This window comes from Moorena sp. SIO3E8 (genome assembly GCF_010692445.1).
Taxonomy (GTDB): domain Bacteria; phylum Cyanobacteriota; class Cyanobacteriia; order Cyanobacteriales; family Coleofasciculaceae; genus Moorena; species Moorena bouillonii.
In genome coordinates, this window is the sequence record NZ_JAAHHM010000216.1 from 1 (window position 1) to 7,533 (window position 7,533).

At 44.0% G+C, this 7,533-nt stretch carries 9 protein-coding genes and 1 pseudogene; 6 read left to right on the forward strand and 4 right to left on the reverse strand.

The features are described 5' to 3' along the window. The first annotated feature begins 178 nt into the window (after window positions 1-178). Window positions 179-457 (forward strand): hypothetical protein, encoded by a 279-nt coding sequence (locus tag F6K46_RS36855; protein WP_293067706.1) that lies wholly within the window; start codon window positions 179-181, stop codon window positions 455-457. A gap of 242 nt (window positions 458-699) precedes the next feature. On the opposite strand, the gene F6K46_RS36860 is transcribed toward F6K46_RS36855, so the two are convergent. Next, a complete protein-coding gene (locus tag F6K46_RS36860; RefSeq protein ID WP_293067709.1) occupies window positions 700-1,539 on the reverse strand; it encodes a prephenate/arogenate dehydrogenase in 840 nt (279 codons plus the stop codon). 58 nt (window positions 1,540-1,597) lie between these two features. On the opposite strand from F6K46_RS36860, the gene F6K46_RS36865 reads away from it, so the two are divergent. Beyond that, window positions 1,598-3,160: a pentapeptide repeat-containing protein gene (locus tag F6K46_RS36865; RefSeq protein ID WP_293067712.1), complete on the forward strand. Its 1,563-nt coding sequence runs from the start codon at window positions 1,598-1,600 to the stop codon at window positions 3,158-3,160. Window positions 3,161-3,392: 232 nt separating this feature from the next. Continuing rightward, entirely contained in the window at window positions 3,393-3,563 is a 171-nt protein-coding gene (locus F6K46_RS36870; RefSeq protein WP_293067714.1) for a hypothetical protein, read from the forward strand. Here F6K46_RS36870 and F6K46_RS36875 read toward each other — a convergent pair. Both F6K46_RS36875 and F6K46_RS36880 read right to left on the reverse strand, forming a co-directional pair. Continuing rightward, the gene (locus F6K46_RS36875) at window positions 3,556-5,211 is read right to left on the reverse strand and encodes a trypsin-like peptidase domain-containing protein (RefSeq protein ID WP_293067717.1); all 1,656 of its coding nucleotides are present in this window, start codon (window positions 5,209-5,211) and stop codon (window positions 3,556-3,558) included. The genes F6K46_RS36870 and F6K46_RS36875 overlap by 8 nt on opposite strands. Before the next feature lie 74 nt (window positions 5,212-5,285). Next, the gene (locus F6K46_RS36880; protein ID WP_293067719.1) at window positions 5,286-6,197 is read right to left on the reverse strand and encodes a sialate O-acetylesterase; all 912 of its coding nucleotides are present in this window, start codon (window positions 6,195-6,197) and stop codon (window positions 5,286-5,288) included. A gap of 156 nt (window positions 6,198-6,353) precedes the next feature. Here F6K46_RS36880 and F6K46_RS36885 point away from each other — a divergent pair, with 156 nt between their 5' ends. The 3 genes from F6K46_RS36885 to F6K46_RS36895 all read left to right on the forward strand — a co-directional run bounded on the left by F6K46_RS36885 (window position 6,354) and on the right by F6K46_RS36895 (window position 7,146). Then, entirely contained in the window at window positions 6,354-6,629 is a 276-nt protein-coding gene (locus F6K46_RS36885) for an HNH endonuclease (protein ID WP_293067722.1), read from the forward strand. Window positions 6,630-6,706: 77 nt separating this feature from the next. Continuing rightward, on the forward strand, window positions 6,707-6,850 hold the full coding sequence (locus tag F6K46_RS36890) for a hypothetical protein (protein ID WP_293117951.1): 144 nt from the start codon (window positions 6,707-6,709) through the stop codon (window positions 6,848-6,850). A gap of 110 nt (window positions 6,851-6,960) precedes the next feature. Next, on the forward strand, window positions 6,961-7,146 hold the full coding sequence (locus F6K46_RS36895) for a hypothetical protein (protein WP_293067727.1): 186 nt from the start codon (window positions 6,961-6,963) through the stop codon (window positions 7,144-7,146). Between the two features lie 115 nt (window positions 7,147-7,261). On the opposite strand, the pseudogene F6K46_RS36900 reads toward F6K46_RS36895, so the two are convergent. Further along, window positions 7,262-7,408: pseudogene (locus F6K46_RS36900) on the reverse strand (DNA-binding protein); the annotation flags it as partial. Window positions 7,409-7,533 lie beyond the last annotated feature (125 nt).

Genomic DNA, 7,533 nt, shown 5'->3' on the forward strand with positions numbered 1-7,533 from the left:
GAGTGTATTAATTTAGTACGGGAATTAATGAGACGTGGGTCGTAATAAACGGAAGTATTATTTACGAGGAATGAGAGCTAAATCGCTTGCCCTGTCTGCTTTATAACTATTTTCGTCGCCCCCCCAGGCACGAGAGTCAAACCCTGGCAACCAAAGCTTACAGGATATTGCCGCAGAATTGTTCAAAATCTCTGATGAACTTGATGAAGCAGAATACGATCGAAAATTTGGGGCAAAATACAAGCCAATGTTAGAGGCTAAAGATCAACAAATAAAGTTTTCTAATGTTGTCCCTAAAGCTGTTGACCAACTTGAGAGTAACCCAACACTCAAAACTAAGGAAATCAATGCACTGAAAGCAGGAGGAGTAGAAGCATTCAAAGAAGCAATAGACCATCCCCTAGTCAACATTCTGATGGCTACGATTGAGGGCTGGAGAGAGGTTGAGCCTGACTGAGTGAGTTGGGCGATCGCCAATAAACCTGAATTAGGGTGCATCTGACTGTCTTATAGATTTACAACTTTGATATTACCCCACAGATTGTTAAATTTTGTTCAATTTTAGTTATCCCTCATCGCCTCAAAACATCTCAAGTTTTAGCCTTTGATGAACAGAGCTATCAAAGGGCAAGATTAGGAATTATTTGTCTTGCATCGTGCGATCGCTTCCTAATTAGCTCAATAACAAACTAAACAAACTCACGAAACAAATTTTTTCCGCGCTACCTGAGTCGTTTCAAGGATTTTTTCGAGACTCGACCAATCTCCCTGTTCAATCACCTCGATCATCTGGTCAAGGCGATCGCGATAGCCTACAAGCGATCGCATTATCGACTCCTGATTGTAACGAGCCATCATTATTCCCAGTTCTGGATTACCACCCCCGACACGGCTAGTATCACGAAAACCAGAACTAGCTAACTGTTGGGCTAACCTCAAAACCACTGGGTCAGTTTCCTGCATACAAGCATCAATCAAACTCCCACTCACCATCACCGGTAGATGAGAAATCCATGCTACCGCTTGGTCATGGTTTTCCGGGCTTGTGATATAAACCAATGACTTAAGCGATCGCACAATTTCCTCCACCTTCTGAAGTGCTGGTGGTGGTGTTGTCTCAATCGGGGTAAGTACGTAAGGGTTTCCGACAAATAGATTCGACACCGCAGCTTCCACACCACTGTATTCCCTTCCTGACATCGGATGACCACCTACAAAATTTTCCCACAGGGGAGCAATGTCTCTAACCACTGGCATTTTGACCGAACCAATATCAGTGATTACGGTATCCTTGTTAAGATAGTTAACTAAATCCTTGACAGTAGAGGCGATCGCGGCTATGGGGGTGCAGATAAACACAACCTCTGCTGTGGCTAGGATACTTAATTCAATACTCGCATTATCAACAATGCTGTGATCAAGTGCGAATTGACAGGTTTGTGGTTGACGAGAGACTCCCAAGACCTGGTGACCTTGTGCTCTCAAGTCCAATCCTAGGGAACCACCCATCAATCCCAGTCCTACAATACCAATTTTCATTATCTCTCACCCGGATTCAGCCTATGCCATGATAAATATTAATTTTTGTTAGATTGTAATGAATGTCAGGGAAATTATCCAACAATATGCAGCAGGGGTAAGAGATTTTACAGCTGCGGATCTTACGGAACTTAACCTAAGCGGCGCTACTCTTAGTGGTGCCGACTTGAGTGAAGCTAACCTGAGTATAACTAACTTAAGTGGTGCTAACTTGAGCGGCACAAACCTCAGCCGAGCCAACTTGAACGTTGCTAGACTCAGCGGTGCCAATCTCTCTAAAGCCAAGTTAACACAAGCACAGCTTAATGTAGCAAATTTGATTCGGTCTGATTTAAGAGGTGCCCAACTGATTCAGGCATCACTGATTCGTGCTGAGATGGTTCGTGGTTCCCTAAGTGGAGCAAATCTAAGCGCAGCAAACCTCTCGGGTGCTGATTTACGAGAAGCCACCCTCAGACAAGCTAATCTCAGCCGCGCTATCTTCAATGAAGCCAATCTAGGGGGGGCAACCCTTAGTCAAGCAAATTTGAAGGGAGCCCACTTAAATGGAACAAATCTGCACAAAGCCGATTTCAGCGGTAGCAATCTCAAAGGGGTTGAAATCAGACAAGGAAATCTCACCTGTGCCAATTTTAGGGGAGCCGATCTCAGTGGGGCAAATCTACGCTGGGCTGATTTAAGTGGAGCAAACCTCAGTTGGGCTGATCTGAGCAATGCTAAATTAAGTGGAGCTACGTTAGTTGGGGCTGATTTGAGCAATGCCAATTTAGTTAATACCAGTTTAGTACACGCTGATCTTAGTAAGACAAGGCTGATTAAAGCCAATTGGATTGGAGCAGATTTGACTGGTGCTACCCTGACTGGGGCAAAACTATATGCCGTTTCCCGGTTTGGTCTTAAAACTGAAGGACTGATCTGTGAATGGGTTGACTTGAGTCCTGATGGCGATCAAAGTCAAATTATCCGTTTGTCTTCCGAAGCTGCCAAAACCTTTTTCAACGAGACCCTGCCAACGGTAAAGATTATCGTTGATACCCCGTTAGACCTCAAAGCGAATTTGGCTTTAGCCTCGATTTATAATCAGATAGCCAATGTTTCTGAAGTGCTCAATCAACCACCCAGCATTGAGGTGAGTGTCCGCAGAACAACCATTACCTTTACAAGCAACAACGCTGACTTATTCATTATCGCTTACTTGGCAATTGTCCCCTTCAAAGATGGAGGTCAAACTCATCGCAATATTGTGACCTTATTAAATAGCCTACCCTCACGATCAATATACACTTTAAGTAATCAAGACAAACAGCAAATAAATAAATTACTTACAAATATTGGCCAAGCTATTGAGCTGCTTAAACCAATTAAAACCCTTAAGTTAGCACCAGAAATAAAATCATCGGCTAACTTTTTTATGGCTCCGACTAAGACAATTATTACTAACTCTAGAGACTACTCATTAAGTATTTATTCTAATCAAGATTTTGGGAAGTATCTGATGAATCAATCAAGCTGGAGTGAGCAATCTGAAGACACTACAACACCATCAAGACCAGTATCAACCCTGCCTCCAGTGAGCCAAATTGTTGCATTTATTAAAGCCTGGGATTATTTGAGCGGTTGATGGTGTAGACAAGACCTAAATCTATTATAGCAATTTCTTATAGCAATTCTCAGCAACGTTTGAGCGACATTGCTTATCCTTTTAAGGCAAAAGGCAATAGGCATGCTAGCAATAGTCAAGAGGGTGTTAAGGGAATCAGCGTCAAAAAAGACTCTACTTCATAAGTGCGATCAACCCTATCAATTAACAGAACCCAATTTTAACCAGATATCTAGCAATCCGTGTAGGAATTGTGATAATTTTTGTTCCCTACTCCCTACTCCCTACTCCCTGCTCCCTGCTCCGAGATCCGCTGTTCCCTTTGCTCTCAATTACTGGTTTAGGAATGCCTAGGAGTGCGTTCGCGAAGCGTCGGCTTTGCCGAATCGCTTATCTTAAACTCAAGTTAATTCAGGTTAATTAGACATTTGCTTTCTCCAAATTCTAATCTGCTGATCCCAACCACCACTAACTAGGGTTTGACCATCCTGGCTCAAAGCAACAGCCACAACATAGCCCGAATGACCATTTAAGGTGCTTTTCAACTGAGCGCTCCTCATATCCCACAACTTAATGGTCTTATCCCAACTACCGCTAATCAGGGTGCTTCCATCTCTAGTCATGGTTACTGACCACACCCCATCTGTGTGACCCGTCAAGGTTCTAGTCAGTTTACCAGTGTTAACATTCCACAAGCGAATCGTGCCGTCCCCTCCACCACTGGCTAAGGTTTTCCCATCCAGACTAATCGCTACAGACGATACCGATCGAGAATGTCCCTTGAAGATACGCACTAACTTACCTGTAGCTAAATTCCACAGCCGAATAGTTGTATCTTGAGAACCACTGACTAAGGTTTTGCCATCAGGAGAGATTTCAACAGAATTCACTGAACCTAAATGTCCGTTAAGGGTATGCAAGAGTTTACCCTTAGGCAGCTGCCAAATCTTAATAGTGTTATCCCAGCTGCCACTAACTAAGGTTTTGCTATCGGCACTGAAGGCTAAAGTCGCCACTGTATCTTGATGTCCAGTCAGGGTAACTAACGGTTTACCGGTGTTAAGATTCCAGATCTTGATCATACGGTCATCACCGCCACTGACTAAGGTTTGACCATCCGGACTAATCACCACAGTATTCACTGCGCCACCGTGACCTCGCCAGGTACGAATTAATTGACCAGTTGACAGATTCCACAGGGAGATAGTGCCATCACTATGACCACTAGCGGCCATCAATCCCTGTACTGATCTCCCTTGAGCAACGGTGCCAATCGCCACAGAACTCACTGAGCCAGTCCCTACTTTAAGGGTATTGGCCAACTTGTAGAAAACTGTTCCGGTCTTGGCAGACGCAGCTGTAGGAGAGACACCGACTTGAGGAGTATGTACAGGAGTTGGCAGTTTCAGCTGAGAGCGCCAGGTTAAATAGGTGTCAATGTCAATGCCAGATGCCACAATTGTGTCAGAATCGCCCACTAATCTGACCATACCATTAATGCCAATTACCCGCCCCTGATGGTCTAATACCGGTCCACCACTCATCCCAATTCTCACCAAATTGGTATAACTCAGAGCATATCCCCTAGGAAGTTTAGAACTAGCATCGGTGAGCAATCCTTCAGTATTAACAAACCGCCGTTGTTGAGAAGCACCTCCAGAACGGGGCCATCCAGCAACATAAACCCTTTGACCTGCACTGATTTGTTGGGAATGCCCTAACCTAGCCACTGGGTAGTTAGAGGTGCTAATGAAAGGTAAGATCGCTAAATCTACCCCTGGCATCCGTCTGATGTAGCGGGAGTCTACAGGATAACGATTACCATCAGGGGTTTGAATCCTGTAGATGCCAGCTTTTTGTAGCACATGAGCACTAGTCAGGATATAATATATATTTCCTTGGCGTTCAACAATTATCCCACTGCCACCCTGTTTTGGACCATCAATCCGGACAGTAACCTGTTGGGCAATAGTTTTAGCCGCTGGTGTTGATATCACCACTGTGGGAATTGCTGCAATGATGGCGATGCTACCAATTAAAAACCCTGGAACTGTTTTAGATAAGATGTTCATCAAGCTTGACCGGAATCAATGGCGACGTTTCCTCTAGTTTTCCCTGTCTTGATGCACCCTATTATCTTTGAGTATTATCTTTGAGTCAGTTTCCAAAACGCTTTAGCAAATCTTTTTCCAACAATCAAATAACTTTCGGTTGTCAAGTGGACATAGTCTTGTAAAGCCAAGTCATCTGTGGTAATCATCCCAGTAGCTGGTAACTGGACTGTTTCCTGTTGCGCTTTCACGGTTTCCCAGTTCGGGAGCTTTTCTGGATCAGTAGTGGTGCCAATTTGAGCAAAAACTACTGGTAACTCAGGTTTCCCTAAGTCTTGACGGAAATCGTTGACTAACTTAACAAATTTATCAGCCCACTGATTAGGGAAGAATCTTCGACTTGGGTAGGCTTGAGGATTAAGGGCATCACTTTCTCCCTGAAAGAATAGTAAACCTTTAATTTCTCCCATTAGTGAAGCTGCATAGGCTCGCTTTAAGCAAGAGCCATACAAAGTATCTTCACTTAGATTTTTTTGCCACTGTTGAATAGTAGAGTCCCATTTAGCACAGGGAATTAAACCAACAATCAGTTCAGGATGGTATTTGAGCAATTCAGTAGCAAACGCCATCCCTGGACTGACTCCAGCTGACTTATCTTCCGAGACGGGATCAACTTGTCCAGTTGGTGAATCAATCGGTTCGGCGGCTAGATGCCAGCGGTAATTGTTTCCAAAGACAAAAACTCTGGGGTGAGTAACAGAACTGGCTGGTGTTACCTTACCACTTCCTGACATATTCGACTGTCCTGCCAAAATAAACAGGGACATCTTCCCTTGAAAATTGGCAGGAACTGGTTTGGTTTGATCATGCTTAGTGGTGGAAGTGCTGAGGATACCGTAGCGTCTGAGCAACTGGTCTACTTGAGCAGACTTTTGTAGTATAATACCTAAAAAAGTACCGATAAGTATACCGATAACTATATAGGAAATTATTGACCAAGCTTTCATGATATTGGATGTTTAGTTGAGATGTTCAACACTTAGGATTTTACGGTTATCGTAGTAATGAAGTCCACAGGATTTTTTCCAACTTCGAAGTTCCCTACTCCCTACTCCCTACTCCCTAATAATTTGCACCTAAAATAATAATTGCTATCATTATCAATGAATTGTGAACTTTGTGGAAGAGATGTAGAGCGATTGACAGTTCATCACCTGATACCGCGACAAAACACTAAGCGAAAAAAGATGAAACCTAGTCCAACGATTACTATTTGCCCTGCTTGTCACCGACAAATACATGCTTTATTCCCAAATACTCGTTTAGCTGTGGAATTGAATACTTGTGAAGCATTAAAAAATGACCCTCAGATGCAGAAGTTTTTAGCCTGGGTCAGAAAGCAAAAGCCTGATAAGCGGGTGAGGGTTCATCGTTCTTAAGCGATCGCGTAGCGTGACCATTCGCGTAGCGTGGCCTTTTGGCCAAGGTCAATCGCATAAGCGCGTTTGTATCTGGGTTGTCAACACACGTATTCGATAAAAAGGCAAAAGGCAAGAGGCAAAAGGCAAGAGGCAAAAGGCAAAAGGCAAGAGGCAAAAGACAAGAGGCAAGAGGCAAAAGGCAAGAGGGGAAAGATATACGGAGTTTTATGGGAGAGTAAAAAAATACCTCTTAGGTTTAGATATCAGCAAAAATGCTATACCTGTCCGTAAGCATTCAGCCGTCAGCCGTCAGCCGTCAGCTAAAGGCTCACGCTACTTGAGGTGCTTTTTGGCACAGGCTTTGGCCTTGGCCAAAAGGCCACGCGGGGCGCGTTTGGCCACGCTGTGCGAACGACGCTGGGACTTCACTCAGATTAAACCAATGGTTACTTGTTGTCTTGATGCAATAGCGAGTGGGGGAAACCCCCAAGACCGCGCTGCATCGCTTATTCAAAAGCTGATAGCTGATAGCTGATAGCTGATAGCTGAATACTTACACCTGTCCTTTTCGTGAAAAGGATCTGTCAATTTGATTTAAACCTCGCTGATTCATGCTTTCAAGCTGCTTGTCACCCGGTGAGAGTCTTGGCTCAAATCACTTGAAAATCCGAGATAGTCTCAATCCAGACCCTTGCGCCACAATGTAGCGGATTATCAGGGCGATACATCACCCGGCAAGGGCCATTGACTTCGACAGTATGACCGTAAATGTTTTTAGAACCTCGTTTTACGGTAAGGGCTTGTTAAAAAACAACTTCATGGTTTTAGAATTAGACAAGGGAGTCTAATATCAGAATCGGAGTACTCATATGGGGAGGCAAAACATTAATCAGTGCAAGTGTTGGGAGTGTCAGCAGGGAAA